Source organism: Streptomyces sp. NPDC002004 (assembly GCF_053593975.1).
This window is the reverse complement of sequence record NZ_JBSFDP010000002.1, coordinates 214749-241525: the sequence shown is the minus strand read 5'-3', so window position 1 is coordinate 241525 and position 26777 is coordinate 214749. Positions and strand designations below refer to the sequence as shown.

Below are 26777 nucleotides of genomic sequence, written 5' to 3'. Positions count from 1 at the left end.
CGCGATCCCCTCTCACCTCGTCCAACGGCCGGGCCCCGCACCGGGTTCCCGCCGATCGGACCTCTTTCACGCTCCGTGACTACAGCGGCACGATGTCGGGCGCTCCGAGCCGTGCGGCGTCCGCGGTGAGGTCGTCCGGCTGCCGCTGGGACTCGCGCTCGGCCTCCACCCGCTTCTCGTAGTGCTCGACCTCGCGCTCGATCTGGTCCTTGTCCCAGCCCAGCACCGGCGCCATCAGGTCGGCGGCCTCACGGGCGCTCCGGGTCCCCCGGTCGAAGGTCTCGATGGAGATACGGGTGCGCCGGGTCAGCACGTCGTCCAGGTGCCGCGCCCCCTCGTGCGAGGCCGCGTACACGACCTCGGCCCGCAGATAGTCGTCGGCTCCCGCCAGCGGCTCACCCAGCGAGGGCCGCTCGGTGATGAGGTCGAACAGCTCCTCGGCGAGCGAGCCGTACCTGTTCAGCAGGTGTTCGACGCGCACGACGTGCAGGCCCGTGCGCGCGGCTATTCGGGCGCGGGCGTTCCACAGTGCGCGATAGCCCTCCGCCCCCAGCAGCGGAATGTCCTCGGTGACGCATTCGGCGACGCGCTGGTCGAGTCCGTGCACGGCCTCGTCCACGGCGTCCTTGGCCATCACCCGGTACGTCGTGTACTTGCCGCCCGCGACGACGACCAGCCCGGGCACCGGGTGGGCCACGATGTGCTCGCGCGACAACTTGCTCGTCGCCTCCGACTCGCCGGCGAGCAGCGGGCGCAGGCCCGCGTACACACCCTGGACGTCGTCCCGGGTCAGCGGGACCGAGAGCACCGAGTTCACGTGCTCCAGCAGATAGTCGATGTCGGCGCTGGATGCCGCAGGGTGCGCCTTGTCGAGATCCCAGTCGGTGTCGGTGGTGCCGATGATCCAGTGCCGGCCCCAGGGGATGACGAACAGGACGCTCTTCTCGGTGCGCAGGATGAGCCCGGTCGTCGAGTGGACGCGGTCCTTCGGCACGACGAGGTGGATGCCCTTGGACGCCCGCACATGGAACCGGCCGCGCTCTCCGACCATGGCCTGGGTGTCGTCGGTCCACACGCCGGTGGCATTGACGACCTGCTTGGCGTGGATCTCGTACTCCCCGCCCCCTTCCACGTCCTTCACCCGGGCGCCGACGACCCGCTCGCCCTCGCGCAGGAAGCCGGTCACCCGGGCGCGGTTGGCGACCTTGGCTCCGTAGGCGGCGGCCGTGCGCACCAGGGTCGCCACATAGCGGGCGTCGTCCATCTGCGCGTCGTAGTACTGCAGCGCCCCGACGAGCGCCTCCTTCTTCAGGCACGGCGCGACACGCAGGGCGTGATGACGGGTCAGGTGCCGGTGCATCGGCAGTCCGCGGCCATGGCCGCGCGCCATCGACATCGCGTCGTACAGCGCCACGCCCGATCCTGCGTACAGCCGCTCCCAGCCCCTGTGCTGGAGCGGGTAGAGGAACGGCACGGGCTTCACGAGGTGCGGGGCGAGGCGCTCCAGGAGCAGTCCGCGCTCCTTCAGTGCCTCGCGGACGAGGGCGAAGTCGAGCATCTCCAAGTAGCGCAGGCCGCCATGGATCAGCTTGCTCGACCGGCTGGACGTGCCCGATGCCCAGTCCCGGGCCTCGACGAGACCGGTGGTCAGGCCGCGTGTTGCCGCATCCAGGGCCGTACCCGCACCGACCACACCCGCGCCCACGACCAGGATGTCCAGCTCGCGCTCGGCCATGGCCGCCAGTGACTCGGCGCGCTCCATCGGCCCCAGTGTCGCTGTCCTCACCGCTGCCTCCCGTCACGTGTCGTGAAGGCCGCACCCGTCGGGTGAGCCCGGGCTACGCATCTCTCCCTGCACAAAGTGTGACCGGGATACCTCGCTTCAGCCACCACGCGCAGCCCGGGCTGTGGACAACACTCGCGGAACATGGCTGGTCAATGCCGCAAGTCGGTCATATTTACGCCTAGTGTGACATTGCGCTAGTCCACTCTGTCCACTGGACTTGCGCGATCCTCGCGCCCCGGTTATTGGGAAGGACGGCCCACTCCATGCCCGCAGACCTCGCCGTCGTCGGACTCGGCCACCTCGGCCTGCCCCTGGCCCAGGCCGCCGTCGCCGCCGGCTTCGCCACGCTCGGCTACGAACCCGGCCCGACCACGGGTGACCGCAGCGAGCGGTCCCCCGTCGACGGCCTGGAGGACGGCGCGCTCACCCCCGCCGATCTGCGACGCATGCTCGCCTCGGGCTTCCGCTCCACCGCCGACCCCGCCGAACTGGGCCGCGTCCGCACCGCCGTCATCTGCGTGCCCACGCCGCGCGGCGCCGACGGCGAACTCGACCTCGGTCAGGTCACCGAGGCCGCGCGCACCCTGGCGGCCCGGCTGCGCCCGTACACCACCGTCATCCTCGAATCGGCCGTTCCGCCGGGCACCACGGAGGGCCTCCTGCTGCCCCTGCTCGAGGAGGGCTCCGGGCTCCGGGCCGGCCGCGACTTCCACCTCGCCCACGCCCCCAGCCGCATCGACCCCGGCAACCGCGTGCACAACCGCGCGAACACGCCCCAGGTCATCGGCGGACTCACCCCCGCCTGCACTGAGTCCGCCGCTGCCTTCTACGGGCGCCTCACCGACAAGGTGGTCCGCGCGCGCGGACCGCGCGAGGCCGAGACGGTGCAACTGCTGGAGACCAACTTCCGGCACGTCAACATCGCTCTGGTCAACGAGATGGCCGTGCTCTGCCACGAGTTGTGCGTGGACCTGTGGGACGTCATCCGGTGCGCGGAGACCAAGCCGTTCGGCTTCCAGGCCTTCCGGCCGGGGCCCGGCGTCGGCGGCCACGCCGTCGCGCAGGACCTCTCGGGGACACGGCACTCGGTGCGTCCGCTGCGCATGGTCGAGCTGGCGCAGCAGGTGAACGGCCAGATGCCCGGGTACGTCATCCGGCGCGTCGCGGCCCTCCTCAACGAGCACGGCAAGTCCGCGCGCGGGGCCCGTGTGCTGCTGCTCGGCGTCACCTACAAACCGGACCTCGCCGACCAGTGCGGCACGCCCGCGCAGGAGATCGCCGTCCGGCTGATGGAGCTCGGCGCCTCGGTCAGCTACCACGACCCCCTGGTGCCCGCCTGGCATGTGCTCGGCCGGCCCGTTCCGCGCGCGGACTCCCTCTACGAGGCCGCCGCCGAGGCCGACCTCACGCTGCTCCTCCAGCCCCACCGCACCTTCGACCTCCAGGGCCTGGCCGTGAAGGCGCAACTGCTGCTCGACACCCGGGGAGCGACACCGGCGGGTGCGGCGTACCGGCTGTGAGCGGGCCGACGAGCGTCCGGGACGCGCCATGCCGGAAGGGGCCGGGTCACCCGCGAGGTGAGCCGGCCCCTTCCTGTGGGCGTGGTGCCGTCAGCGCTTGTGCTGGGAGTCCGCCACGGTGACCTCGACCCGCTGGAACTCCTTGAGCTCGCTGTAGCCCGTGGTCGCCATCGCACGCTTCAGGGCGCCGAAGAAGTTCATGGAGCCGTCCGGCGTGTGCGACGGACCGGTGAGGATCTCCTCGGTGGTGCCGACTGTGCCGAGGTCGACGCGCTTGCCGCGCGGCACCTCCTCGTGGACGGCCTCCATGCCCCAGTGGTGGCCCTTGCCGGGTGCGTCCGTGGCGCGCGCCAGCGGGGAGCCCATCATGACGGAGTCCGCGCCGCAGGCGATGGCCTTGGGCAGGTCGCCGGACCAGCCCACGCCGCCGTCCGCGATGACGTGCACGTACCGGCCGCCGGACTCGTCCATGTAGTCGCGGCGGGCCGCCGCGACGTCCGCGACGGCGGTCGCCATCGGGACCTGGATGCCGAGGACGTTGCGCGTGGTGTGCGCCGCGCCGCCGCCGAAGCCGACCAGGACACCGGCCGCGCCCGTGCGCATCAGGTGCAGGGCCGCCGTGTAGGTGGCGCAGCCACCGACGATCACCGGCACGTCGAGCTCGTAGATGAACTGCTTCAGGTTCAGCGGCTCGGCGGCACCCGACACGTGCTCCGCCGACACCGTCGTGCCGCGGATGACGAAGATGTCCACGCCCGCGTCGACGACGGCCTTGGAGAACTGGGCCGTGCGCTGCGGCGAGAGCGCGGCCGCCGTGACCACACCGGAGTCGCGCACCTCCTTGATGCGCTGGCCGATCAGCTCCTCCTTGATGGGGGCCGCGTAGATCTCCTGGAGGCGCCGGGTCGCCGTCTCGGCGGGCAGCCCGACGATCTCGTCGAGCAGCGGCTGCGGGTCCTCGTACCGGGTCCACAGACCTTCGAGGTTGAGGACGCCGAGACCGCCGAGCTCACCGATGCGGATCGCGGTGGCCGGCGAGACGACCGAGTCCATGGGGGCGGCCAGGAAGGGCAGCTCGAAACGGTAGGCGTCGATCTGCCAGGCGATCGAGACCTCCTTCGGGTCCCGCGTACGACGGCTCGGGACGACGGCGATGTCGTCGAACGCGTACGCCCGGCGGCCGCGCTTGCCGCGCCCGATCTCGATCTCAGTCACGTGTGTGGCCTTTCCTCTGCGTTCCAGCGCCTCCCAGTATCCCCGACGCAATAGCGAGGGCGGCCCCGGGAAACCCCGGGACCGCCCTCCACACACGCGGGGGACCACTCGGATCCTCCCCGGAGACTACTTCCTGCTGTAGTTCGGCGCCTCGACCGTCATCTGGATGTCGTGCGGGTGGCTCTCCTTCAGACCCGCCGAGGTGATCCGCACGAAACGGCCGCGCTCCTGGAGCTCGGGGACGGTGCGGCCACCGACGTAGAACATGGACTGGCGCAGGCCACCCACCAGCTGGTGGACGACCGAGGAGAGCGGGCCGCGGTAGGGGACCTGGCCCTCGATGCCCTCGGGGATCAGCTGCTCGTCGGAGGCGACGCCCTCCTGGAAGTAGCGGTCCTTGGAGAACGACTTCCGGTCGCCGCGCGACTGCATGGCGCCCAGCGAACCCATGCCCCGGTAGGACTTGAACTGCTTGCCGTTGATGAACAGCAGCTCGCCCGGCGACTCCTCGCAGCCCGCGAGCAGCGAGCCCAGCATCACCGTGTCCGCGCCCGCGACCAGGGCCTTCGCGATGTCGCCGGAGTACTGCAGGCCGCCGTCGCCGATGACCGGGACCCCGGCCTCCTTGGCGGCGAGCGACGCCTCGTAGATCGCGGTCACCTGCGGCACACCGATGCCGGCGACGACACGGGTGGTGCAGATGGAGCCCGGGCCGACGCCCACCTTGATGCCGTCGACACCGGCGTCGACCAGCGACTGCGCGCCGTCGCGCGTGGCGACGTTGCCACCGATGACGTCCACACCGGACGCGTTCGACTTGATCTTGGCGACCATGTCGCCGACCAGCCGGGAGTGGCCGTGCGCTGTGTCGACGACGATGAAGTCGACGCCCGCCTCGATCAGCGCCTGGGCGCGCTCGAAGGAGTCGCCGGCGACTCCGACCGCGGCACCGACGATGAGGCGGCCGTTGGCGTCCTTGGCGGCGTTCGGGTACTTCTCCGCCTTGACGAAGTCCTTGACCGTGATGAGGCCCTTGAGGATGCCGTCGTCGTCGACCAGCGGCAGCTTCTCGATCTTGTGGCGGCGCAGCAGCTCCATGGCGTCCACGCCGGAGATCCCGACCTTGCCGGTGACCAGCGGCATCGGCGTCATGACCTCGCGCACCTGGCGGGAGCGGTCCGACTCGAAGGCCATGTCGCGGTTGGTGACGATGCCGAGCAGCTTGCCGCCGCCGTCGGTCACCGGGACGCCGCTGATGCGGAACTTCGCACAGATCGCGTCGGCCTCGGCGAGCGTGGCGTCCGGGTGCACCGTGATCGGGTCGGTGACCATGCCGGACTCGGAGCGCTTCACCAGGTCGACCTGGTTGGCCTGGTCCGCGATGGAGAGGTTGCGGTGCAGCACACCGGCGCCGCCCTGCCGGGCCATGGCGATGGCCATGCGCGCCTCGGTGACCTTGTCCATCGCCGCGGACAGCAGCGGGACGTTCAGCTTGACGTTCCTCGAGAGGTACGAGGCAGTGTCGATCTCGTCGGGTGCCATGTTGGACGCGCCCGGGAGGAGCAGCACGTCGTCGTAGGTCAGCCCGAGTGTCGCGAACTTTCCGGGCACTCCGTCGACGTTTGCAGTCATGACACCTTCCCCAATGGCCTTGCTCGGTGCGGATGTCCATGCTAACGGGATCCGCCGGTGTCTCATTCCACGATCAAGATCGTTGGGCAGCTTTGTATGTTCATACGGCGTGGAGGCATGGGCCACGCGCCCCCGCCGCGCGCGAAAAAGCGGGCGCAGGAGGCCCGGCCGCGGCGCGCACAGCCACTGCACACGCACTGCGCGCACGGCACGAGCACGGGCCGCCGCCCACCGTACGGACGCCCGGCGCCCAGCGCCCGCTACTGCTCGGCGAGCGCCCGCAGCCGGCTCAGTGCGCGGTGCTGCGCCACACGCACCGCCCCCGGGGACATGCCCAGCATCTGTCCGGTCTCCTCGGCGGTGAGGCCGACGGCGATACGGAGCAGAAGCAGCTCGCGCTGGTTGTCCGGAAGGTTGGCGAGGAGTTTCTTGGCCCACTCGGCGTCGCTGCTGAGCAGGGCGCGCTCCTCGGGGCCCAGCGAGTCGTCCGGGCGCTCGGGCATCTCGTCCGAGGGCACGGCGGTGGAACCGGGGTGGCGCATGGCAGCACGCTGAAGATCGGCGACCTTGTGTGCGGCGATGGCGAAGACGAACGCCTCGAAGGGGCGGCCGGTGTCCTTGTAGCGCGGCAGGGCGAGCAGCACCGCCACACAGACCTCCTGCGCGAGGTCCTCCACGAAGTGACGCGCATCACCCGGCAGCCGGGACAGCCGGGTGCGGCAGTAGCGCAGGGCGAGGGGATGGACGTGGGCCAGCAGGTCGTGCGTGGCCTGCTCGTCGCCCTCGACGGCACGATGGACGAGCGCACCGATCACCGTCGTCCCGTCGTCGCGCATCGGTCCATGGTGCCTTGGCGTCGAACGATCCGTGGCACCGCGTCCATAGTTGTGCACCGAAGCGTTATGAGCAGGTGCGCCGGAACTCATCCCTTGCGCCCTCCCCTCCCGCTCGACCGACTTGTCCCCGAGGAACTCCACACCTCAAGGATGCGGCATCCGCGACGAAACGAGCAGCGGGCGTCCTGGGGTCCGCCCCGTCGGCCCCCACGGGCTCGCGGCCACCCGTCTCGCAATGCGCGAAACGGGACACCGCGGGCCCCGCGGGCCGGCGATCACCGGACGCTGCCCGGCAGGTCCGCCGGGCAGCCCCCGCCCCGCCCGCCCGACGGCGGGCGGGGATCGCCGTACCCCCGCGGCGGCACACCTAGCGGACCAGGCCCCAGCGGAAGCCGAGCGCCACGGCGTGCGCACGGTCCGAGGCGCCGAGCTTCTTGAAGAGCCGCCGGGCATGCGTCTTGACGGTGTCCTCGGAGAGGAACAGCTCGCGCCCGATCTCGGCATTGGACCGGCCGTGACTCATGCCCTCCAGGACCTGGATCTCACGGGCGGTGAGCGTCGGCGCGGCACCCATCTCGGCGGACCGGAGCCGACGCGGGGCGAGTCGCCAGGTGGGGTCGGCGAGCGCCTGCGTCACGGTCGCCCGCAGTTCCGCGCGCGATGCGTCCTTGTGCAGATAGCCGCGGGCACCGGCGGCGACGGCCAGGGCCACCCCGTCGAGGTCCTCGGCGACGGTGAGCATGATGATCCGCGCACCGGGGTCGGCGGACAGCAGCCGCCGCACCGTCTCCACGCCGCCCAGTCCGGGCATGCGTACGTCCATCAGAATCAGGTCCGAACGGTCGGCGCCCCAGCGGCGGAGGACTTCCTCGCCGTTGGCCGCCGTCGTCACACGCTCGACGCCGGGCACGGTCGCGACCGCGCGCCGCAGCGCCTCTCGGGCAAGCGGGGAGTCGTCGCAGACGAGGACGGAAGTCATGACCGCCCTCCGCAGCTGATGCGCGTCACCTTGAGCCTCCAGGCTGGTACGAATCGTCACCTGTGCGGTTGACGCCCTCGGGCACTTGCCCGAGCGCTTGTTGTTTCAACCGCCTCCGCACTCTCAACGATGGTCACTCGAAAGAGTTACGGGCCACTCAGCCACCTTCGGCACTCTACGTGAGGGCGCGAACACACGGCAGGAGCCGAGGGTGACCGAATCGTTCGTCAAGAGCTATGCCCCATTTAGCGGCTTTTCTTCCCTTTTGCTGGTGTCTGAGGCTAGATTCACAAAGAGTCATATTTTCATCTCCTTCGACAGTAGATGTACGGTCGTGGGCAGTGTCCGCGTCAGAACGGCTTCAAGGGGACAAGCAATGGCAGATTTCTCCCGCCTTCCCGGACCGAACGCAGATCTGTGGGACTGGCAGCTCCTCGCGGCCTGCCGTGGGGTCGACAGTTCGCTCTTCTTCCACCCGGAGGGCGAGCGCGGGGCGGCACGGAGCGCACGTGAGAACTCGGCCAAAGAGGTGTGCATGAGGTGCCCGGTGCGCGCGGAATGCGCCGCTCACGCACTGGCGGTGCGTGAGCCGTACGGGGTGTGGGGCGGACTGACCGAGGACGAGCGCGAGGAGCTCATGGGCCGGGCCCGCAACCGTCTGGTCCCAGCCTCGGCGACGAGCGGCGGTCCCGCTCCGAACAGCTGAAGGAACGTTTCTGCATAGGTGCGTACGCGCGCCGTGCTTCCCGCTGCCCTGCAGTACTTCGGCGTGCCGGCCTCCGGGCGCCGTACCAACCCCGCGCCCGCTACGGCTCGAAGCGCGCCTCCGACAGCCGCGCGACCGTTACCGCCCGAAGCGCTCCTCTTGCGGCCATGCGCTCTCCGACGCGGGACGCGCCCCGTGTCAGACGGGTACCTTGCGCGCCGCCGCACGACCGAGCTGGTCCAGGGTGGCGGCCACTGCCGGGACCTGCGCCAGGTCCGGCAGCGTGAGCGCCACGATCTCCCGCTCCACCGCGGGCTCCACCACGACCGTTCGCGTGCCCTTGGCGCGTACGGCCTCCAGCGCCAACTCGGGCAGTACGGCCACGCCGAGTCCCGCGCCCACCAGACCGACCACCGCCGGATAGTCGTCCGTCGCGAAGTCGATACGGGGCGCGAAGCCCGCGCTCCGGCAGACCTCGACCAGCTGACCACGGCACCGCGGGCAGCCCGCGATCCACGGCTCGTCGGCGAGTTCCCCGATGGCCAGCGAGTCGGCCTGCGCCAGGCGGTGCTCCTCGGGCACCAGCACGACGAGCCGGTCCATGAGCAGCGGCCGCACGACGAGGTCCTGCCACTCGTCGGCCGCGGACGCGCCCCGGTACCGGAAGGCCAGTGCCACGTCGCAGTCGCCCTCGCGCAGCATCTCGACCGAGCGCGGAGGCTCGGCCTCCACCAGGGAGACCCGGGTGCCGGGGTGAGCGGCGCGCAGCGCGGCGAGCGCGGTCGGCACCAGCGTGGAACTGCCGCTCGGGAAGGACACGAGGCGTACGCGTCCGGCCCGCAGTCCAGCGATCGCAGCGACCTCCTCCTCGGCCGCGGTGAGCCCGGCGAGGATGCCCGACGCATGCCGGACCAGCGCCTCGCCCGCCTGCGTGAGGCGCATCTCGCGGCCCGTGCGGATCAGCAGCGGCGTACCGGCGGAGGACTCCAGGGCCTTCATCTGCTGGCTGACGGCGGGCTGGGTGCAGCCGAGTTCGCGGGCCGCCGCGGAGAACGAACCGGTGGCGGCGACCGCGCGCAGGACACGGAGATGACGGGCCTCGATCACCCTTCAAGCATAAGGGAGTCTTGGGTATGGCGGTGAATACCCCGTCGACTCTTTGAGGCCGACTCGCCTACCGTGAATTCATGAAGCTTCTGTCAGTGAATCTGGGGCGGCCCGAGTCCGTCCCCTACACGGATCAGCGCGACGGCGTGACCGGCATCGACAAGCGTCCGGTGGAGGGGCCGGTGCGGGTGACGGCTCCCGGACCGAAGGGCGTGGGCGGCAGCGGACTGGCCGGGGACGCGGTGTGCGACAGGCGCTACCACGGAGGCGACGACCAGGCGGTGTACGCCTTCGCCCGCGAGGACCTCGACGAGTGGGAGCGTGAGCTGGGCCGGTCGCTGCCCAGTGGCGCCTTCGGCGAGAACCTCACGACCGAGGCCCTCGACGTGACCGGCGCGAAGATCGGCGAGCGCTGGCGGATCGGTCCCGATCTGGTGCTGGAGGTCACCTCGAGCCGGATCCCCTGCCGGACGTTCGCGGGCGCGCTCGGCGAGAAGGGCTGGGTCAGGCGGTTCACGCAGAAGGGCGCGCCCGGCGCCTATCTGCGGGTGATCGAACCGGGCGAGATCCGCGCGGGCGACCCCATCGAGATCGTGCACCGCCCCGAGCACGAGGTCACGGTCGGCTTCCAGTTCCGCGCCGTGACGACCGAACGGGACCTGCTGCCGCGGATGCTGGCGGCCGGCAATGCACTGGACCCCGAGTCGGCCGCGGAAGCCCGGAAGTACCTGGCGAAGTACGGGGAACGACAGGCCTGACGGACGACGGCCGTTGCGCGGGGCGATGCGGGGGGCGTCCGCGGCAGCCCGCGAGGTACGGCGCGCCCGCGCGCCGAAGCCACCGCGGGAAGGAGGTCCGCCCCGGGGTCGGGCCGCGGACCCGCCACGGGGGCGGCGGCGTGTGGCCGGGAGCCGGTGCGCGGACGTGAGCCGCGGCTCGGTACGCGAGCCTGGGCCCGGCACGCGAGCCGGGACACGGCACGAGGACCGAGGCCCGGCACGCAAGCCGGGAGACGGCACGAGAACCGAGGCCCGGCACGCAAGCCGGGAGACGGCACGCGGACATGACCGAGGCGGCGGCGTACAGGTACGAGCCGCAGCTCGGCACGCGACACGACCCGAAGCGGCAGCGCACGGACACGAGCCCGGGCGCGGCACACGGCACGCGGGCGTCTCCTCGACGCCGTCCGTCGGGGAAGGCCCGGTCGTCCTGCCGGGGTTGAGTCGGGGACGGCTCGGGGTCCGTCCCCGATGTACGCGCCCCCCGGGATGCCGGACGCTCGACGCATGCCTCACTTCACGCGACACACCTACGGCGACCGGCGCGTCCTCGACGCCGCGGCGCAGCATGTCCTTGACACCACCGAGCGGTCACTAGCCTTGGGCCATGACTACGGCTCTGATTACGGGATCCACCGCGGGTATCGGCGCCGCCTTCGCGCGGCGACTCGCCGCCGACGGCCACAACCTCGTCCTGGTGGCACGGGACACGAAGCGGCTGCGCGAGCAGGCGACCGAGCTGCACGACCGGCATGGCATCGAGGCGGAGGTGCTGACGGCGGACCTCTCCACCGACGACGGGATCGCCGCGGTCGAGCAGCGCCTGACGGAGCGTCGGAGCCCCGTGGACCTGCTCGTCAACAACGCGGGCTTCGGCAACAAGGGCCACTACCTCGAGGTCCCGCTCGCCGACGAGCTGAAGATGCTCAAGGTGCACTGCGAGGCAGTGCTGCGGCTGACCTCCGCCGCCACAGAGGCGATGCGGGAGCGGGGCCGGGGCGGCGTCGTCAATGTCGCGTCGGTGGCGGCCTTCGTGCCGCGCGGCACGTACGGGGCGTCGAAGGCGTGGGTCGTGCAGTTCACGCAGGGCGCCGCCAAGGACCTGGCCGGGTCCGGGGTGCGGCTGATGGCACTGTGCCCCGGCTTCGTACGGACCGAGTTCCACCAGCGGGCCGGGATGGGCACGGAGAACATCCCCAAGTGGATGTGGCTCGACGCGGACAAGGTGGTCGCCACCGCCCTGGCCGATCTGGCGCGCGGGCGCTCGCTGTCCGTCCCCGACCCTCGGTACAAGGCCCTGATGGGCGTGGTGAAGCTGACGCCGCGCGGGCTGCTCGGGGGCATGACGTCGAGGACGGGGCGCAAGTACGGACCCCAGTGAGCGGATCGGGAGGCTTCCCCGGTCTGCGGGAGACGCACCTCCGGCACACCGGGACGCCGCCCGGCCGCCTGCTCATCGGGCCGGCGGGGCCACCTCATCCACCTGCACATTCCGGGCGAATGGGTGACTTCTCACTAGACTGAAGGTGTCCCGTCGAGCCCGGGAGGCGCCATGAAATTCGCACAGATAATCGACTGCAAGACCGAGCGGTTCGACGACATGAACCGTCTCATGGACCGGTGGATCGAGCAGACCAAGGGCAAGCGGACCGCGACGCACAGCCTGGTCGGCAAAGACCGCGACAGCGGAAGCCACATCGTCGAGATCGTGGAATTCCCCTCCTACGACGAGGCGATGAGGAACTCTCAGCTTCCGGAGACCGACCGGATCTTCCAGGAGATGGTGGCGCTCTGCGACGCCATGCCCACCTTCACCAACCTGGACGTGATGCGCGACGACCAGCTCAGCAAGGAACTCGTGAACCGGTTCCTCGACGAGGTGGTCGCCGAGGGCCACTACGACGTCGTCGACGAGGTCTTCGCCGAGGACTACTGCGACCACGACATCCTCAGGGACGAGCCCACCGTCTACGGCCGCGACGTCATGCGGCAGGGCGTCAAGATGTGGCGCGGCGGGTTCGACTTCTCTCTCGACAAGGACGTGCAGCTGGCCGAGGGCGACTGCGTCACCACCCTGTGGACCTGGACCGGTAGGCACCAGGGCGACTTCCTGGGCATACCGGCGACCGGGAGGACGTGCACCATGACGGGCTCGACGACGTTCCGCTGCAAGGACGGGAGGATCGCCGAGGGCTGGTGGCACTACGACGCGATGCGTCTGATGCGCGAACTGGGCGCGATGCCCGGCTGAGCGACGCCCGCGCCGGCCGGGCCCGGACCGCGGAGGCGAGCCGGGGTCACCGCACCCGCACCGCGCCCCACCGCGCTGCCGGGGCGGGGCGGCGGTGACGGCGCACGGCGCCTCGGCCTGCCGCACCTTCTTACAGCCGGGAGGCCCGGCACCCCCTCGACGGGGGAACCGGGCCTCTCGGTGCGACTGCTCGGCGCGCGTGAGCGCGTGGCGTCAGTGGCTGTGGCCGTGACCGTGGCCGTGGCCCGCCTCGGCCGGCTCCTCTTCCTTCTTCTCGACGACCAGGGTCTCGGTCGTGAGCAGCAGGGAGGCGATGGAGGCGGCGTTCTCCAGGGCGGAGCGGGTGACCTTGACCGGGTCGATGACGCCGGCCTTGATCAGGTCGCCGTACTCGCCGGAGGCGGCGTTGTAGCCGTTGCCCTTGTCGAGCTCGGCGACCTTGGACACGATCACGTAGCCCTCGAGGCCGGCGTTCTCGGCGATCCAGCGCAGCGGCTCGACGGCGGCGCGGCGGACGACGGAGACACCGGTGGCCTCGTCACCCTCCTTGTCGAGGTTGCCCTCCAGCACCTTGACGGCGTGGACCAGGGCGGAGCCACCACCGGAGACGATGCCCTCCTCGACCGCGGCGCGGGTCGCGGAGATGGCGTCCTCCAGACGGTGCTTGCGCTCCTTGAGCTCGACCTCGGTGGCGGCGCCGACCTTGATCACGCACACGCCGCCGGCCAGCTTGGCGAGGCGCTCCTGGAGCTTCTCGCGGTCCCAGTCGGAGTCCGTGGCCTCGATCTCGGCCTTGATCTGGGCGACGCGGCCGGTGACGTCCTCGGACTTGCCGCCGCCGTCGACGATGGTGGTGTCGTCCTTGGTGACGGTCACGCGGCGGGCGGTGCCCAGCACGTCCAGGCCGACCTGGTCGAGCTTGAGGCCGACCTCCTCGGCGATGACGGTGCCGCCGGTGAGGACCGCGATGTCCTGGAGCATCGCCTTGCGGCGGTCGCCGAAGCCGGGGGCCTTCACGGCAACGGCGTTGAAGGTGCCGCGGATCTTGTTCACGACGAGCGTGGACAGGGCCTCGCCCTCGACGTCCTCGGCGATGATCAGCAGCGGCTTGGAGGCGCCGGTCTGGATGATCTTCTCGAGGAGCGGCAGCAGGTCCTGGATGGAGGAGATCTTGCCCTGGTTGATGAGGATGTACGGGTCCTCCAGGACGGCCTCCATGCGCTCCTGGTCCGTCACGAAGTACGGCGACAGGTAGCCCTTGTCGAACGCCATGCCCTCGGTGAAGTCCAGCTCCAGGCCGAAGGTGTTGGACTCCTCGACGGTGATGACACCGTCCTTGCCGACCTTGTCCATCGCCTCGGCGATGAGCTCGCCGACCTGCTGGTCCTGGGCGGACAGCGCGGCCACGGCGGCGATGTCGGACTTCTCCTCGATCGGGCGGGCGGTCGCGAGCAGCTCGTCCGAAACGGCCTTGACGGCGGCGTCGATGCCCTTCTTCAGGGCGGCCGGCGAGGCGCCGGCGGCTACGTTGCGCAGACCCTCCTTGACCAGGGCCTGGGCCAGCACGGTGGCGGTGGTGGTGCCGTCACCCGCGATGTCGTTGGTCTTGGTCGCCACCTCCTTGACGAGCTGGGCGCCGAGGTTCTCGTACGGGTCCTCGAGCTCGACCTCACGGGCGATGGTGACGCCGTCGTTGGTGATGGTCGGCGCGCCGAACTTCTTGTCGATGACGACATTGCGACCCTTGGGGCCGATCGTCACCTTCACCGTGTCGGCAAGCTTGTTGACGCCGCGCTCGAGGGCGCGACGGGCGTCCTCGTCGAACTTCAGGATCTTCGCCATGGGAGCGGTTCAGCCCTCTCGGAAAGTGTGGTGAAAGAAATGCGCCCCTCGCCGCCCGGCATCAGCAGGGTGACCAGGGGCGCAGTTCGAAGAAATCGGGGTGATTACTTCTCGATGATCGCGAGGACGTCGCGAGCCGAGAGGACGAGGTACTCCTCGCCGTTGTACTTCACCTCGGTGCCGCCGTACTTGCTGTACAGCACGATGTCGCCGGTCTTGACGTCGAGCGGAAGGCGCTCGCCGTTCTCGAAGCGGCCCGGGCCCACGGCCAGGACGACGCCCTCCTGGGGCTTCTCCTTGGCGGTGTCCGGAATGACCAGGCCCGAGGCCGTGGTCTGCTCGGCGTCCAGCGGCTGGACCACGATGCGGTCCTCGAGCGGCTTGATGGCAACCTTGGAGCTGGTGGTCGTCACGATCCGACCTCCCCCTTCGGAGATCTCACGGGGTTAACTGTCTGAGGTGGCGACCAGGTGGATCCGTCGTCGCGGGTGCCGGACCTGCCCGTCGCGTATTGGCACTCTCCGGTGGGGAGTGCCAGAGCCGAGACTATGACCGCGATTAGCACTCGGTCAAGCGGAGTGCCAATGCGCCGCGCATGTCGTGCCGGAAGCCCCGCCATCACCGCCCCCACGAGCGCGATCGCCACCCGTCCCCGTCGCCGCGCCTGCGTGTCACCGGCCGGTGGTCAGAGGTAGTCCTCCAGCCGCGCCACCGTGAAACCCTGTTCCTGGATCTGCCGCAGCAGACGCGCCGTCATAGCGGTGAGCGTCTCCCCGTGCGGGTCGTCCGGGCCCCGGAAGCGCACCAGCACGATGTCCCCCGGACGGAGCCGCCCCCCGCTGGCGTCCGCGTACCGCAGGTGGTGGGTCTGCAGGGAAGCCCGCCACAGCACCACGGCCGTGATCCCGCAGTCCGCGGCGGCGCGCAGCGTGTCGTCGTCGTACTTGCCGTAGGGCGGGAGCAACAGGCGGGGCCGGGTGCCGAAGCGGTCCTTGAGCTTGTCCTGCTGGCCGCAGATCTCGGCGCGCTGTCCCGCGTACGGCAGTCCGGGCAGAAAGGGGTGGTGGAGCGTGCGGTTCTGCACGGTGGAGCCGACGGCGCGCAGCTGCCCGAAGCGCCCGTAGCCGGGCCCCTCGACGTCCGCGGTGAGGAACAGGCTGACGGGAAGACGCAGTTCGCGGACCATGTCGACGAACTTGGGGTCCTTCTCGGCGCCGTCGTCGAAGGTCAGGAAAACGATCCTGCGGTTGGTGGGGACGTGGTCGACGACGGGCGGCAGCCCTCGCGCCGCGGCACCCGGCACCGGCCGCGCGCCCGGGGGGCGGGGCGGCGCGGCGAGCGGTGTGGGCACCCCCCAGCGGCGGTAGGTGGCCGCGGTCGGCTGGTGCGGGTGGGGGCCGACCTTCTGCGCGGCCTTCCTGCTGAGCCGTTCGATCGGGTCGACGGACTGGGCACAGCCGGTGAGCAGGACGGACGCGAGCACGACGCCGGCCAGCACCGCGGACGGCATGCGACGCACCCGCGCCCGACGAGTGCCTGCCCCGTGCGCCCGGCCGCCGCCCGCCCCCGCCCCGCCGGAGGCCCAGCCGCGCATCCGGGCCCGGGGCGTTTGCGCCCGTCCCGTCACAGGTAGTCCTCCAGCCTGGCGACCGCGTAGCCCTTGGCGGTGACCAGGTTCAGGAACCGGCGCATGTCGTCGACCATGGTGCCGTTCCAGTCCTTGCGGCCCCGGAAGTGGGTGAGGACGATGTCGCCGGGGCGCAGCCGTCTGTCGTCCTCGCGGTACTCCCAGCGGTCGACGAAGACCTCTTCGTTCCAGATCGGGGCGTACTTGATGCCGCAGGAGGCGGCGGCGCGCAGGGTGTCCCGGTTGTAGCTGCCGTAGGGCGGGCGCATGACGGTGGGCCGCTTGCCGAACTCCTTCTCCATGATGTCCTGCATGCCGCAGATCTCGTGGCGCTGCGCTTCGTAGTCGAGGCCCGGCAAATAGGGGTGGGTCAGCGTGTGGTTGTTCAGCGTGACCCCGGACCTCTGCATCTTCCGGAAGTACCCGTAGTCGTTCTCGATCAGGTAGTTGCTGAGGAAGGCGGTGTACGGGATCTTCAGGTCGCTCATCATCCGAAGGAACGCCGGGTCCTTCTCTTCGCCGTCGTCGATGGTGAGGAAGACGACCTTCTGCTTGGTCGGGACGGTGGTGAACACCGGCGGGTACTTCTCCTGGTCGTGCACCTCGAACCCCGCACGGGCCCGGATCCGCGGCTTGGCCTCCGGCGGGGCGGGGGCGGTCAGGGGGGTCTCCGCCAGCCCCCAGCGCTTGGCGGCCGCGACGCGGGCACGCTGTTCGGCCGCGAGTCTGGTGGCGTACGAGTCGAGGTCGCGGGCCGCCGGGAGCTGAAGACGCTGCGGACCCGGCGCGGGCCTGACGCCGGTGTCCGAACCGGCGCAACCGGAGGCGAGGGCGGCGACGGCGAGGACCGCCAGGGCGGCGCACAGACGGGTGCGGCGGTACACGCACCCGGCCCCGGTCCCGGCCGCGGTCACGACCACGGTGCCGGTCCCTGTCCTTGCCCCGGTCCCGGTGCCGGCCACGGCGGCGGTCGTGGTACCGGCCACGGCGGCGGTCCCGTCGGCGGTCCCGATGCGGACCCCCGCGTCGACGCGCTTCTCCCCCAATTCTTCCTTTTGTCGTACTAGTTCCATGGCGCCGCATCCTCGCAGCGCCCCGTGTCCGCGCGCGGGCGACACCGCCGTCGCGCGCGCACCATCCACCGACTGGCCCACAATGGCCCGGTGAACGACCTCGCCCAGCCGGCCTCCTCCTTCCGTGCCCTGCTCACCGACGAGGGCCGCGCCCTGCTCGACGAGGTGCGGGACACCGATCCCTCGGCCGAGCTGGCCGTCGCCACCCGGCTGCGCCGCGACCATCCGGCCGAGCTGGTCTCGGCTGCGCTCGGCCAGGCGCGGCTCCGGCAGCGCGCCGTGGCCAAGTTCGGCGCGGCGGACGCGGGCCGGATGTTCTTCACGCCGAACGGCGTCGAGCAGTCGACCCGGGCGTCCGTCGCGGCGTACCGGGCAGAGCGGTTCGCGGAGATGGGGGTACGTTCCGTCGCCGACCTCTGCTGCGGGATCGGCGGTGACGCGATCGCCCTCGCGCGCGCCGGGATCTCCGTCCTGGCCGTCGACCGCGACCCGCTGACCTGCGCGGTGGCGCGGGCCAACGCCGAGGCGCTGGGCCTGGACCGGCTGATCGAGGTGCGCGAGGCCGACGTCACCGAGGTGGACACCTCGCCGTACGACGCCGTGTTCGTGGACCCCGCGCGGCGCGGCGGACGCGGAAGGATCTTCGACCCCGAGGCGTACTCGCCGCCCCTGTCCTGGGCCGTCGATGCGGCCCTGAAGGCGCCGCGCGCCGCACTGAAGATCGCTCCGGGCATCCCGCACGAGGCGATCCCCGACGCGGCCGGGGCCGAGTGGATCTCGGACGGCGGCGACGTGAAGGAAGCGGTGCTGTGGTTCGGACCGGGGACCCGGCCCGGCGGCGGGAGCGGGCCCGAGGACCCCGGCCGGAGCGGGTCCGAGGGCCCCGGCGACGACGCGGGCACCGGGCGGATCGGGGGCGCGGGCGCCGGGCGGATGTGGGCGACGCTGCTGCCCGGACCGCGGACGCTCGTCGGGCGGGGGCTGCCCGATCCGGACGTGCGCCCCGTGGGGCGTTATCTGTACGAGCCCGACGGCGCCGTCATCCGTGCCCATCTGGTCGCGGAGGTCGCCGACGAGCTCGACGGGGGCCTGATCGACGAGACGATCGCCTATGTCACGGCGGACGAGCTGCGGGCCACACCGTACGCGGCGGCGTACGAGATCACCGATCAGCTGCCGTTCAACGTGAAGAGGCTGAAGGCCTTGTTGCGGGAACGCGGTGTCGGGGTGCTCACCGTCAAGAAGCGGGGGTCGGCGGTGGAGCCGGAGGAACTGCGGCGGAAGGTGAAACCGCAGGGGGCGCACGCGGCGACCGTGTTTCTGACGCGGGTGGCCGGGGCGCCGACCATGCTGGTCGGACACCCGGCCCGGCAGTAGCCCTCCGGGCGGAGAACCGCTTTCCGACGGCGGGGGTCAGCCGGGTTCGGCCGCCCTGCGCAGGAGCAGGGCCCGTTCCCTCTCGTTCCCGGTCAGGGACGCCGCTCGTTCGAACTCCGTGCGCGCCTCATCGGTGCGGCCCAGGCGCGCCAGCAGATCACCGCGGACGCTGGGCAGCAGGTGGTAGCCCTTCAGGGCCGGATCCTCGGCGAGGGCGTCCACCAGCGCCAGACCCGCTTCGGGGCCGTCCGCCATGCTCACGGCGACCGCGCGGTTCAGTTCGACGACCGGGGACGGGGTCCGGGCAGCCAGGAGACCGTAGAGGACGGCGATCCGGGGCCAGTCGGTGCCCTCGTACGTGTACGCCCGAGCATGGCAGGCGGCGATGGCGGCCTGGAGGGTGCAGGGGCCGGGAGGGCCGCCCGCCGACGCGGCGTCCGCGCGGGCGAGGGCGGCGAAGCCGCGGCGGATGAGGAGCTTGTCCCAGCGGGAGCGGTTCTGGTCGCGCAGGAGGACCGGCTCCCCGGACGGGCCGGTGCGTGCGGCCGTGCGGGACGCCTGGAGCTCCAGCAGCGCGGCGAGCCCGTGCACTTCGGGCTCCTTCGGCATCAGCCCCTGGAGCACGCGGGCCAGCCTGAGTGCGTCCTCGCACAGCGCGGGGCGCAGCAGGTCGTCGCCCGCGGTCGCCGCGTAGCCCTCGTTGAAGACGAGGTAGATGACCTCCAGGACGGAGCCGAGGCGTGCCTCGCGGTCGGGGCCGGACGGCACCTCGAAGGGGACGCCCTTGGCGGCCAGGGTGCGTTTGGCGCGCACGATGCGCTGGGCGACGGTCGGCTCGGTGGTCAGGAAGGCACGGGCGATCTCGGCGGTGGTCAGACCGCCGAGCAGCCGCAGGGTCAGGGCGATGCGCGCCTGCGCCGAGAGCACCGGGTGACAGGCCGTGAAGACGAGCCGCAGCAGGTCGTCGTCGATGGTGTCGGGGTCGGCGAGTGCGGTGTCGGCCGGGTCGGGGACGTACGGCGGCGCGGCGGCCGGGTCGCGCCCCATCTCCGCCAGCTTGCGTGCGTACCGCTCCCTGCGGCGGACCAGGTCGACGGCACGGTGCCTGGCCGTGGCCATGAGCCAGGCGCCCGGGTTGTCCGGGACACCCGACTCGGGCCACTGCTCCAGCGCTGCCACCAGGGCGTCCTGGGCCAGCTCCTCCGCTATGCCGACGTCCCGCACGATCCGTGCGACACCGGCGATGATGCGGGGCGACTCGATCCGGAAGACCGTCTCGATCGCACCCCGGGGTGTGTCGGCGTCCGTCATGGCCACCCATCAGAGCACCCCGGTGGTGTGCCCGCAAAACCTCGCCCCGGAGCACGGCGGAGAGGAGCGCACCGGGTCGCGGGCCCGTCAGCCCTCGACGATCTCCCGGAGCTCGGAGGTCACACCGATGTCGCCGTGGATCGACAGGAACCGCTTGGTCCATTCGAGCGCCTCGGCCCTGTCCTTGCACTGGAGGATCGCGTATCCGCCGACGACCTCCTTGGTCTCGGTGAACGGTCCGTCGGTGACGGACAGCTCCCTGTTCCTCCAGTGCAGGCGGGTGCCCTCCTTGGTCGGGGTGAGTCCGGCGGTGTCGAGCAGCACACCGGCCTTGGTCATCTCCTCGATGAGCGTGCCCATGTCCAGCATCAGCCGCTCGGGCAGCTCCTGCGGGATCTCGTCCTCGGCGATACGGACCAGGCTCATGTAGCGGGGCATGTCGGCTCCTCGTTCGGTGCGGGGCGGGGGCCCGTCCCCCGCCTCTCACTCATGCGTCGAACGGGAGACACCGGAATCGACACGGCCCGGAGAATTCCTCGGGGAAATTTCTCCGGGCCGTGCCGCGTCGTCCGGTCAGGTCACCGGCCGGCCGCGGTGCGGACCCGGGAGAGGTCCGGGAGCGGCGCGGCAGGGGCCCCGGGACGCACCGGGTCCGCGCCGGCCGTACGGGGCGCCGGCGACCGTTCGGCCTGCGGGCTCCGCAGGCCCTGCGGACCGCCCTGCCAGGCGCCTTCGTAGTACCCGCGGTACGTGAACCGGCTCGCGCCCGGGCTGATGGCGGACCCGGCCGCGTCCAGGACGTTCCGCGACACCGAACCGGTGCCGCCGAAGGCGATGACGAGGTTGGCGCTCGCCGCCTCACCGCGCAGGTAAGAGGCGACGCGGTCGGACGGCGTGGTCTCGTCGGTCCACAGCACCGGCCCGAAGGTGTACATGCCGGTCGCCGCGGACAGCCCGCCGCGCCAGCTGTCCGTCCGGGCGAGACCGGCCTGGTTCGGCGCCGACCACCAGAGCTTGGCGAGCGCGACGGACGTCCCGTCGTGGCCGGTGCCCGAGACCGGGTAGTAGTGCCAGCGGTTCGGCCAGTGCGGGAACGACGTGTGCGTGAGCGCGTACTTCGCGGAGCTGCCGACCGGGATGACCATGGTGCGCTCCGGGTCGACCGAGTCGAGGTACGACCTGACGGACGACGACAGCTTCTTGTCGTCGTTCAGCACGACGACGGCCTTGCCGCCGGAGCCGAGCGCCCCGGCGGCCGCGGATGCGGCGAGCGCCGAGTGGTAGTCGTTGCCGGTCGCCAGGAACACGTAGCCGGGGCTGCTCGTGATGGCCTTGGCCACCTTGACCGAGGTGGAGTAGCGCGAAGTGTCCGCGAGCCGCTTCGGGGTGAAGCCGAGCGCGCTCACCTTGGAGGCGACGGCGCTGCCCAGGATGTCCGTGCCGCCGACCAGGTAGACCGTCGAACCGCGCTTCAGCGTGCGCTTCAGCTCCGCCTGCACGGCGGACGAGACCGACGACTTCGGCGTCATCAGGACGGGCCCGGACTTCTCCCCGGCGAGCGCAGGGGCGGTCAGGGCGTAGGACGGGCTGTCCTTGCCGACGAGGACCGCGGACTTGGCGGTGAACATGCCCGGGCGGCTCTGGCCGACCGTGTTCCAGGTCCACTTCGACGCGGTGACGTTGGTGCCGTACGCGTCCGCGCCCCAGACCCGGACCGTGCTGTTCTTGCGGACCCGCTGCCAGGCGACGTCGTCCGCACCCCAGTTGTGCGCGGGCGGGGTGACGGTGCCGGTGGCGACGTCGGCGACCTGGGTCGCCGAGTCGGTGCCCGAGCCGGTGTCGTTGAAGGCGATACGGGTGCCGGTGCCGGACCACGACGGGTTGCGGACGGACGTGGTGCCGTGCGACAGCTGCTTCTCGCCGGTGCCGTCGACGCCGATCGTGAACAGCTGCTTGACGCCGTCGACGGAGCGGACGAAGGCGACCTGGGTGCCGTCGGGCGAGACGTCGGGGTCCTCGCCGCCGGCCGCGAGCTTCTTGATGGTGCCGGTGTCACCGTCGAGCAGCATCAGCACGGGCCCGGTGGCGGTGCCGCAGCTGGTGCCGGTGCGGACGAAGGCGAGCAGGCCGTTGACCGCGCCGCTGGGCTGCTTGTCGCAGCCGTCCACGTCGGTCGCGAGGAGCGGCTCCGCGTACCGGGCGCCGTCCGAACGGGCGTACCGGAGGCGCCCGTCCGCCGTGTAGACGACGTACTGCCCCTCGTACCAGAAGGTCGGCTCCGAGGCCGCGCCGGTGCCGCTCGACTGCTCCTCGATCGTCACCGGCGTGGAGCCGGTGTAGCGACGGGTCTCGACGCGCCCGGTCGCCTTGTTGACGTACGCGACCCGGCTGCCGTCCGGCGACCAGGCCGGATGCTTGGCGCCGTACGCCAGTTCGGTGCCGTGCAGCTCGGACGCCGTTCCGGCCACCAGGTAGTTGGTGTACGCGTCGGTGTAGGCGAGCTTGCCGTCGGTGGCCTGCCAGGCCACCGGGCCGGCCGCCGCGGCCCCCGGTGCCGTGGCCAGGGCGCCCCCCGCCATCGCCACGGCCGTGCCCAGCGCCGCGAGACCGCGGCGCATTCCCCTGTTCACATGTGCCCCCACAAATATTTTCGAGGTCCGCACCCTAAGGGACGGCCGTGGGGCAGGGGAACGGAGTTACGGATCACACCCCGGCAACGGGCCCGCGCCCGGCTCCCGTCCGTCCCCCAGCGACTCGAAGCGCCACCGGTGGACCGGCCGGGTCACCAAAGCACCGTCCGGATCGGGGAGTTCGGGAAGGTCGGCGGCGAAGTCCGCATCCCACCAGGTGATGACGAGGACACGGTCCCCGGGTGCGCGGAAGGTCTCGCGGCGCAGCGGCCCCGGCGTGAGCTCCCGGCCCCTCGCCCAGTCCAGCAGTTCCGCGCCGCGCCCGGCGACCGCGCGGGCCTCCCACATCAGGGCGACCGTCATCCGTACAGGTTCTCCTTGCTGACCTCGTGCACATGGTCGTGGTCGTGCGCCCGGCCCGGGACATGAGGGTCCGTGACCGGGAGGGAGGAGTCCGCGGACAGCTCCCAGTCGGACGCGGCGCGGCCCCTGGCGACCATTTCGGCGCCGAGCGCGGCGACCATCGCGCCGTTGTCCGTGCACAGCTTGGGGCGCGGCACGCGCAGCCGGATTCCGGCGGCCTCGCAGCGCTCCTCGGCGAGGGCCCGCAGCCGCGAGTTCGCCGCGACGCCGCCGCCGATCATCAGGTGGTCGACGCCCTGGTCCTTGCAGGCGCGGACGGCCTTGCGGGTCAGCACGTCGACGACGGCCTCCTGGAACGACGCCGAGACGTCACGCACCGGCACCTCCTCGCCCGCCGCGCGCCTGGCCTCGATCCAGCGGGCCACGGCGGTCTTCAGGCCGGAGAAGGAGAAGTCGTACGCGGGGTCGCGGGGGCCGGTCAGCCCGCGCGGGAACGCGATCGCGTTCGGGTCGCCCTCGCGTGCGTACCGGTCGATGACCGGGCCGCCGGGGAAGCCGAGGTTCAGCACCCGGGCGATCTTGTCGAAGGCCTCGCCCGCCGCGTCGTCGATGGTGGAACCCATGGGCCGCACGTCCGAGGTGATGTCCGTGGACAGCAGCAGCGAGGAGTGGCCGCCGGAGACCAGCAGCGCCATCGTCGGCTCGGGCAGCGGGCCGTGCTCCAGCTGGTCCACGCAGATGTGCGAGGCGAGGTGGTTGACGCCGTACAGCGGCTTGCCGAGCGCGTAGGCGTACGCCTTGGCGGCCGAGACGCCGACGAGCAGGGCACCGGCGAGTCCGGGGCCGGCCGTGACCGCGATGCCGTCCAGGTCGGAGGCGGCGATCCCCGCGTCCTTCAGCGCGCGCTCGATGGTCGGCACCATCGCCTCCAGATGGGCGCGCGAGGCGACCTCCGGCACGACGCCTCCGAAGCGGGCGTGCTCGTCGACGCTCGACGCGACCGCGTCCGCGAGCAGGGTGGTGCCGCGGACGATGCCGACACCGGTCTCGTCGCAGGAGGTCTCGATGCCGAGGACGAGAGGTTCGTCAGCCATGAAGCCGGTTCCTTGAGTTCCTTGAGTTGCGTGGGTGTCTGTCCTACGACGGGCTGCCCGCCGTACCGGGGGGCGGGCCCTAGGAGTCCCGGGTGCCCTGTTCGCCCTGCCCCGGCGGCGCGTCGGCGGCGGGCGGCACGTCCGGCGCGGGCGATACGTCCGGCGCAGGTGATACGTCCGTCATGGGCGGCGCGCCCGGTGCGGACGGCGCGCCGTGCACGGACGGGTTCCCCTGGACGGACACACCGGGGTCGGCCAGCCGCATGACCAGGGCGTCGACGTTGCCCGGCTGGTAGTAGCCGCGGCGGACGCCGATGGGCTCAAAGCCGAAGCGTTCGTAGAGCTTCTGCGCCCGGGTGTTGTCGACCCGGCATTCGAGCATCACCTCGGTGCACTCGAACGCGGTCGCGGCGCGCAGCAGATCGGTGAGCAGCCGCGCCCCGAGCCCGGTGCCCCACTGGTCGCGGGTCACGGCGATCGTCTGTACGTCGCCCACGTCGCCGGCGGCGGCGAGGCCCGCGTAGCCCACGATCCGGCCGGCCGCCTCGGCCACGACATAGCGGCGGGTGGCGCCCGAGCCGCGGGAGTGGGCCAGTTCGGACCAGAACATGCCGCGGGACCAGGTGTCGTCCGGGAAGAGCTCGCGCTCGAGCTCCATCACCGGGTCGATGTCCCACCAGCGCATCTCGCGCAGGACGGCCGCCTCGGCCGTCTCCACGGTCATCGGCTCGGCAGTCACTTGGGGGTGACCACCTTGTAGTTCTTGGGCACCTGCGCATCGGGACGGCGCAGATACAGGGGCCGCGGCGGGAGCAGTTCCTCGCCGGCGCGCAGCTTCTCGGCGGCGAGCGAGGCGATCGCGGCGGCGGAGACGTGCTCGGGCCCGACGACGTCCGGGAAGGTGTCCGGGTAGAGCAGACCGCCCGCGCCGACGGCGGGCAGGCCCGCGACCTCGTCGGCGATGTCGGCGGGCCGGTCGACCGCGGGCTCGGTGACCCGGGTGCGCGCGTCCCGGTACCGCGCCCAGTAGACCTCCTTGCGCCGTGCGTCGGTGGCGACCACGAACGGGGTTCCCAGGTCGGAGGCGTAGGCGAGGCCGTCCAGGGTGCACACGCCGTGCACCGGCACCCCGAGCGCGAGGCCGAAGGTGTCGGCGGTCATCAGACCGACGCGCAGACCGGTGTAGGGGCCGGGGCCGACGCCCACGACGATGTCGGTGACCGCGTCGAGCCCGGTCCCGGCATCGGCGAGGACACGGTCGACGGCCGGAAGCAGCAGCTCACCGTGCCGGCGGGCGTCCACCTGGCTCGACGAGGCGACGACGGATGTGCCGTCGTGCAGGGCGACGGTCACGGCGGGGGTGGCGGTATCGAGAGCGAGCAGCAGCACACAAACAGCCTACGGCTCCCGCGGCGAAGGCACGGCCGCCCCGGTCGGCCGGGAACCTGCTGCTACGGTCACGTAAAAGCGTATGAATGTGGCGAAATGTGCAGAAGTACACGGAACCGCAGAGAGGTGGCACAGGTGGCAGCGAGCAGCTCGGGGTTCGTGGCCGGCCTCACCGGGACGTCCCTCGCCGTGATCGGGGCCCTCGCCTTCCAGGCCGCGGCCGCCGTCCCCGACGAACCGCGTCCGGGCGCGACGCCCACGGTCCAGGTCCACCGGCCGCCGAAGGACAGGAAGCACCCGGAGGCGCTGCCCGCCGAGTCGGGCATCGGTGAGCGTGTCGTGTACTCGCTGGAGGACGACAGGGTGTGGCTGGTCGGCCCGAGCGGAAAGGCGCAGCGCACGTACAAGGTGACGCCCAGCGCGGTCGACCCGGCGCCCGGCCAGTACGCCGTCACCTCACGCACCCGTGCGACCTCCGGTTCCGACGGCAGGAGCGTCGAGCACGTGGTCCGCTTCGCGAGCGTCAAGGGTGTGCCGATCGGGTTCAGCGCGGCGGTCAGCGGCGCGATGGAGAGGCCGGAGGGCGACACGAAGACGGGCGGAATCCGCGAGACGCGGGAGGACGGCTACGCGATGTGGATGTTCGCGACGATCGGGAAGCGGGTCGTCGTCATCCCGTAGGCCCGCGGCTCCCTCCCCCGCCCTGCGGCGCGGTGGGACCTGCGGCGGTCCCGTGGCGCACGGTCCGTGGGGGCGGGAGCGGCAACGGTCCGGCGCGGCTGGTGAGAACCCGCGCCCTCGAGAACGTGCTCCGCGAGAACCCGCGGCGTTCGCCCGAACGGATGACCCGGCGTCCGCGGGTCACGGACGGGCCCGGCCGGTACGGCCATCGCAGGAAGTGCCCGTCGGGGCCGGGCAGGTGCGGACGGGGCCGGTGTGCGGACAGGGCACCCTCACCGCGCGCATCAGGCGGCCTTCGGCCGGTCCGCCCTCGGCTTCGGCTGCTCGGGGCCCTCGGCGCCGGTCTCGGGGTCCCGTGGCGGCGTGGACACCGCGCTGGCGGCGGCGCAGGAGGCCAGCAGGTCGCTCATCGACGGCCCGGACGGCTTCGGCGCCGCATGCTGCCGAGTGTCGCGTTCTGAAGCCGGCATGGACGCCTCCTGAGCTCCGGGGCAGGCGTGGTTAGGCAGACCTAACCGGTTCCGCCCTCCATGTGACCATGCCCGGCAGCCACGATGCAACATCTTGCCGACACGATGT

General features: G+C 71.6%; 25 protein-coding genes. 7 read left to right on the top strand and 18 right to left on the bottom strand.

Going from position 1 to position 26777, the window contains the following annotated elements; genetic code table 11:
* Nucleotides 1-79: 79 nt before the first annotated feature.
* On the bottom strand, nucleotides 80-1786 hold the full coding sequence (locus ACWCP6_RS04140; RefSeq protein WP_450930759.1) for a glycerol-3-phosphate dehydrogenase/oxidase: 1707 nt from the start codon (nucleotides 1784-1786) through the stop codon (nucleotides 80-82).
* A 263-nt stretch (nucleotides 1787-2049) separates the two neighbouring features.
* Here ACWCP6_RS04140 and ACWCP6_RS04135 point away from each other — a divergent pair, with 263 nt between their 5' ends.
* Nucleotides 2050-3306 carry a nucleotide sugar dehydrogenase gene (locus ACWCP6_RS04135; protein ID WP_450930758.1) on the top strand — a complete coding sequence of 419 codons (1257 nt, stop codon included), beginning with the start codon at nucleotides 2050-2052 and terminating at the stop codon, nucleotides 3304-3306.
* A gap of 90 nt (nucleotides 3307-3396) precedes the next feature.
* Here the strand turns inward: ACWCP6_RS04135 and ACWCP6_RS04130 are convergent, their stop codons facing one another.
* The 4 genes from ACWCP6_RS04130 to ACWCP6_RS04115 form a co-directional block, all read right to left on the bottom strand.
* A complete protein-coding gene (locus tag ACWCP6_RS04130; protein WP_450930757.1) occupies nucleotides 3397-4521 on the bottom strand; it encodes a GuaB3 family IMP dehydrogenase-related protein in 1125 nt (374 codons plus the stop codon).
* 126 nt (nucleotides 4522-4647) lie between these two features.
* A complete protein-coding gene (gene guaB, locus ACWCP6_RS04125; RefSeq protein ID WP_450930756.1) occupies nucleotides 4648-6153 on the bottom strand; it encodes an IMP dehydrogenase in 1506 nt (501 codons plus the stop codon).
* Nucleotides 6154-6413: 260 nt separating this feature from the next.
* On the bottom strand, nucleotides 6414-6989 hold the full coding sequence (locus ACWCP6_RS04120; protein WP_450930755.1) for a sigma-70 family RNA polymerase sigma factor: 576 nt from the start codon (nucleotides 6987-6989) through the stop codon (nucleotides 6414-6416).
* A 367-nt stretch (nucleotides 6990-7356) separates the two neighbouring features.
* Entirely contained in the window at nucleotides 7357-7968 is a 612-nt protein-coding gene (locus ACWCP6_RS04115; RefSeq protein ID WP_003948568.1) for a response regulator transcription factor, read from the bottom strand.
* A 376-nt stretch (nucleotides 7969-8344) separates the two neighbouring features.
* Here ACWCP6_RS04115 and ACWCP6_RS04110 point away from each other — a divergent pair, with 376 nt between their 5' ends.
* Nucleotides 8345-8674 (top strand): WhiB family transcriptional regulator, encoded by a 330-nt coding sequence (locus tag ACWCP6_RS04110; protein WP_450930754.1) that lies wholly within the window; start codon nucleotides 8345-8347, stop codon nucleotides 8672-8674.
* A 198-nt stretch (nucleotides 8675-8872) separates the two neighbouring features.
* On the opposite strand, the gene ACWCP6_RS04105 is transcribed toward ACWCP6_RS04110, so the two are convergent.
* Nucleotides 8873-9781: a LysR family transcriptional regulator gene (locus tag ACWCP6_RS04105; RefSeq protein WP_450930753.1), complete on the bottom strand. Its 909-nt coding sequence runs from the start codon at nucleotides 9779-9781 to the stop codon at nucleotides 8873-8875.
* Nucleotides 9782-9861: 80 nt separating this feature from the next.
* On the opposite strand from ACWCP6_RS04105, the gene ACWCP6_RS04100 reads away from it, so the two are divergent.
* The 3 genes from ACWCP6_RS04100 to ACWCP6_RS04090 all read left to right on the top strand — a co-directional run bounded on the left by ACWCP6_RS04100 (nucleotide 9862) and on the right by ACWCP6_RS04090 (nucleotide 12811).
* Nucleotides 9862-10539 (top strand): MOSC domain-containing protein, encoded by a 678-nt coding sequence (locus tag ACWCP6_RS04100; RefSeq protein WP_450930752.1) that lies wholly within the window; start codon nucleotides 9862-9864, stop codon nucleotides 10537-10539.
* A 628-nt stretch (nucleotides 10540-11167) separates the two neighbouring features.
* Entirely contained in the window at nucleotides 11168-11941 is a 774-nt protein-coding gene (locus tag ACWCP6_RS04095) for an SDR family NAD(P)-dependent oxidoreductase (RefSeq protein ID WP_450930751.1), read from the top strand.
* A gap of 171 nt (nucleotides 11942-12112) precedes the next feature.
* Nucleotides 12113-12811: an ester cyclase gene (locus tag ACWCP6_RS04090; protein WP_450930750.1), complete on the top strand. Its 699-nt coding sequence runs from the start codon at nucleotides 12113-12115 to the stop codon at nucleotides 12809-12811.
* Between the two features lie 213 nt (nucleotides 12812-13024).
* On the opposite strand, the gene groL is transcribed toward ACWCP6_RS04090, so the two are convergent.
* The 4 genes from groL to ACWCP6_RS04070 form a co-directional block, all read right to left on the bottom strand.
* Nucleotides 13025-14653, bottom strand: coding sequence for a chaperonin GroEL (gene groL, locus ACWCP6_RS04085; RefSeq protein ID WP_450930749.1), 1629 nt, complete (start codon nucleotides 14651-14653; stop codon nucleotides 13025-13027).
* Between the two features lie 104 nt (nucleotides 14654-14757).
* Nucleotides 14758-15066, bottom strand: coding sequence for a co-chaperone GroES (gene groES, locus ACWCP6_RS04080; RefSeq protein ID WP_003998759.1), 309 nt, complete (start codon nucleotides 15064-15066; stop codon nucleotides 14758-14760).
* Nucleotides 15067-15338: 272 nt separating this feature from the next.
* Nucleotides 15339-16163 (bottom strand): polysaccharide deacetylase family protein, encoded by an 825-nt coding sequence (locus tag ACWCP6_RS04075; RefSeq protein WP_450930748.1) that lies wholly within the window; start codon nucleotides 16161-16163, stop codon nucleotides 15339-15341.
* A gap of 113 nt (nucleotides 16164-16276) precedes the next feature.
* On the bottom strand, nucleotides 16277-17353 hold the full coding sequence (locus ACWCP6_RS04070) for a polysaccharide deacetylase family protein (RefSeq protein ID WP_450930747.1): 1077 nt from the start codon (nucleotides 17351-17353) through the stop codon (nucleotides 16277-16279).
* A gap of 90 nt (nucleotides 17354-17443) precedes the next feature.
* Here ACWCP6_RS04070 and ACWCP6_RS04065 point away from each other — a divergent pair, with 90 nt between their 5' ends.
* Nucleotides 17444-18730, top strand: a complete 1287-nt coding sequence (locus tag ACWCP6_RS04065) for a THUMP-like domain-containing protein (protein ID WP_450930746.1) — start codon at nucleotides 17444-17446, stop codon at nucleotides 18728-18730.
* A gap of 36 nt (nucleotides 18731-18766) precedes the next feature.
* Here the strand turns inward: ACWCP6_RS04065 and ACWCP6_RS04060 are convergent, their stop codons facing one another.
* From ACWCP6_RS04060 to tsaB, 7 genes are all read right to left on the bottom strand, one after another.
* Nucleotides 18767-20041 (bottom strand): RNA polymerase sigma factor, encoded by a 1275-nt coding sequence (locus ACWCP6_RS04060; RefSeq protein ID WP_450930745.1) that lies wholly within the window; start codon nucleotides 20039-20041, stop codon nucleotides 18767-18769.
* Nucleotides 20042-20128: 87 nt separating this feature from the next.
* Nucleotides 20129-20479 (bottom strand): YciI family protein, encoded by a 351-nt coding sequence (locus tag ACWCP6_RS04055; RefSeq protein ID WP_450930744.1) that lies wholly within the window; start codon nucleotides 20477-20479, stop codon nucleotides 20129-20131.
* A gap of 140 nt (nucleotides 20480-20619) precedes the next feature.
* Entirely contained in the window at nucleotides 20620-22671 is a 2052-nt protein-coding gene (locus ACWCP6_RS04050) for a cell wall-binding repeat-containing protein (RefSeq protein WP_450930743.1), read from the bottom strand.
* Nucleotides 22672-22737: 66 nt separating this feature from the next.
* Nucleotides 22738-23034 carry a hypothetical protein gene (locus ACWCP6_RS04045; RefSeq protein WP_450930742.1) on the bottom strand — a complete coding sequence of 99 codons (297 nt, stop codon included), beginning with the start codon at nucleotides 23032-23034 and terminating at the stop codon, nucleotides 22738-22740.
* A complete protein-coding gene (gene tsaD / locus ACWCP6_RS04040) occupies nucleotides 23031-24128 on the bottom strand; it encodes a tRNA (adenosine(37)-N6)-threonylcarbamoyltransferase complex transferase subunit TsaD (protein ID WP_450930741.1) in 1098 nt (365 codons plus the stop codon). The genes ACWCP6_RS04045 and tsaD overlap by 4 nt, the downstream gene beginning before the upstream one ends.
* Nucleotides 24129-24207: 79 nt before the next feature.
* Complete coding sequence (gene rimI / locus ACWCP6_RS04035) at nucleotides 24208-24852, bottom strand: ribosomal protein S18-alanine N-acetyltransferase (protein WP_450931095.1); 645 nt, start codon at nucleotides 24850-24852, stop codon at nucleotides 24208-24210.
* A gap of 11 nt (nucleotides 24853-24863) precedes the next feature.
* Complete coding sequence (gene tsaB, locus ACWCP6_RS04030; RefSeq protein ID WP_450930740.1) at nucleotides 24864-25517, bottom strand: tRNA (adenosine(37)-N6)-threonylcarbamoyltransferase complex dimerization subunit type 1 TsaB; 654 nt, start codon at nucleotides 25515-25517, stop codon at nucleotides 24864-24866.
* 135 nt (nucleotides 25518-25652) lie between these two features.
* Here tsaB and ACWCP6_RS04025 point away from each other — a divergent pair, with 135 nt between their 5' ends.
* Entirely contained in the window at nucleotides 25653-26198 is a 546-nt protein-coding gene (locus ACWCP6_RS04025; RefSeq protein ID WP_450930739.1) for a hypothetical protein, read from the top strand.
* A 284-nt stretch (nucleotides 26199-26482) separates the two neighbouring features.
* Here the strand turns inward: ACWCP6_RS04025 and ACWCP6_RS04020 are convergent, their stop codons facing one another.
* A complete protein-coding gene (locus tag ACWCP6_RS04020; RefSeq protein WP_450930738.1) occupies nucleotides 26483-26668 on the bottom strand; it encodes a hypothetical protein in 186 nt (61 codons plus the stop codon).
* Between the last annotated feature and the right edge of the window lie 109 nt (nucleotides 26669-26777).